Genomic DNA, 1,487 nt, shown 5'->3' with positions numbered 1-1,487 from the left:
TACGGTCCATTTATGGACAGGTCCCGGCGACAGGACGGCCTGCCCCCGCGCCAGCCCGATGAAACCGGCCAACGCTGTAGGCGTTGGGAACCCTGCCTGTTTGCCCATAATCGGATATTACCATGATGCTGGATCGCCGTTCCTTTCTGGCATTGTCCGGACGAACGACGCCGGCGACCATGATCCCGCGCCGGGGCCGTGGCGCTGGCCCCGTCATGGGTGGAAAAGCGGACCATACGCTGCGGATCGCCACGGGACAGGTCGAACTTGCCCCCGGGCGCATCATGTCAACCACGCTTTATAATGGCCAGTTTCCCGGCCCCCTGCTGCGGCTTGAGGAAGGCAGGCTCAGCGTGATCGACATCTTCAATGATACCGATACGCCGGAACTGGTGCATTGGCATGGCCGGGGGCGATCTCAACCGTGGTACCTATACCGGGCAGGTCGGGCTGGTCTATATCGAGCCGAAGGATAATCCTGGCGCCCATGACCGCGAGATATTCCTTGTGCTGAAGGAATTCGCGCCATTCTTCAGCCGTGGCGGCGACATGGCGGTGGGTGCGCTTGCGGGCGACCCGGTAGCCGAACTCCAGCGGCTGGGAAAGGGCGCCGACGCGGTCGCCACGCAAGGGACGAAGGGGTTCGAGGTCGGCTACAGGTCATTCACGATCAACGGCCCATTCAATAAGGTGGCGTATAAGCTGGTGCTGCCGGATAGGGCGCCGTCGGGTAAGCAGGCACGACCGGCACGACCGGTACAGGGATCGCCACGCCTGTAGTGGCAGCAACCACGCCCGCGATCAGTCCGGTTACCGCCGCCACAAGCAGGTACTGCGCTCCGGACTGCATCCAGTAATAGCCTGATGGCGGTGCCCACAGGCCATGGTAGCGCCGCCAGTCACGGCCCCGCCACTGCCACGACGGTCATGACCGCCATGCCCCCATGGCGGATCCGCACGGGCCGTCGCACTGGTCAGGATCAGGCAGGCTGACAGGATGGCGGCCGGAAATCGATCTATCATGGTGCCTCCATCGGCAAGCAGGGTAAGGAACACAGGCTCTCATGGCTTATGCATGAACGTACGCCCCCCCCCCCCGCGCCAGGACAGGGATTGACATTATTTTATATATCCACAATCAAAGATATATGGATATGGAATCGGCCCTTGCCGCGCTCAGCGCCCTGTCCCAGTCCACGCGGCTGGCTATCTTCCGCCTGCTTGTGCGCCATGAACCGGACGGCCTGCCCGCCGGAGATGTCGCTCGCCATCTTGATATGCCGCAGAACACGATCTCGACCCACCTCGCGATCCTGACACGTGCCGGCCTGCTGAGCGCGCAACGCCACAGTCGGCAGATCGTCTATCGCGCCTGTCTTGCTCGCCTGCAGGACCTGATGCTCTTCCTCGTCAGGGACTGCTGTGCGGGCAGTCCCGAACTCTGTGCGCCCCTGATCGCGACCCTGTCCTCCTGCTGTCCGTCCCCC

3 protein-coding genes are annotated in these 1,487 nt (G+C 63.0%); all 3 read left to right on the top strand.

The features are described from left to right. Positions 1-122 precede the first annotated feature (122 nt). The gene (locus tag AC1RQ9_RS18850) at positions 123-476 is read left to right on the top strand and encodes a multicopper oxidase domain-containing protein (RefSeq protein ID WP_254512007.1); all 354 of its coding nucleotides are present in this window, start codon (positions 123-125) and stop codon (positions 474-476) included. After that, positions 403-780 (top strand): copper oxidase, encoded by a 378-nt coding sequence (locus AC1RQ9_RS18845; protein ID WP_254512009.1) that lies wholly within the window; start codon positions 403-405, stop codon positions 778-780. Before AC1RQ9_RS18850 ends, AC1RQ9_RS18845 begins: the two co-directional genes overlap by 74 nt. Before the next feature lie 368 nt (positions 781-1,148). Beyond that, positions 1,149-1,487: ArsR/SmtB family transcription factor (locus AC1RQ9_RS18840; RefSeq protein ID WP_485988116.1), on the top strand; the 339-nt coding region annotated here is incomplete at its 3' end.

The organism is Komagataeibacter ossonobensis (genome assembly GCF_057359305.1).
The sequence above is the reverse complement of the archived record's forward strand: the minus strand, read 5'-3'. Positions and strand labels throughout refer to the sequence as shown.

What these genes read in the sequence shown, in the direction of transcription:
- AC1RQ9_RS18845 (WP_254512009.1), top strand. Translation starts at nt 403, where the DNA reads ATGGCCGGGGGCGATCTCAACCGTGGTACCTATACCGGGCAGGTCGGG.
- AC1RQ9_RS18850 (WP_254512007.1), top strand. Translation starts at nt 123, where the DNA reads ATGATGCTGGATCGCCGTTCCTTTCTGGCATTGTCCGGACGAACGACG.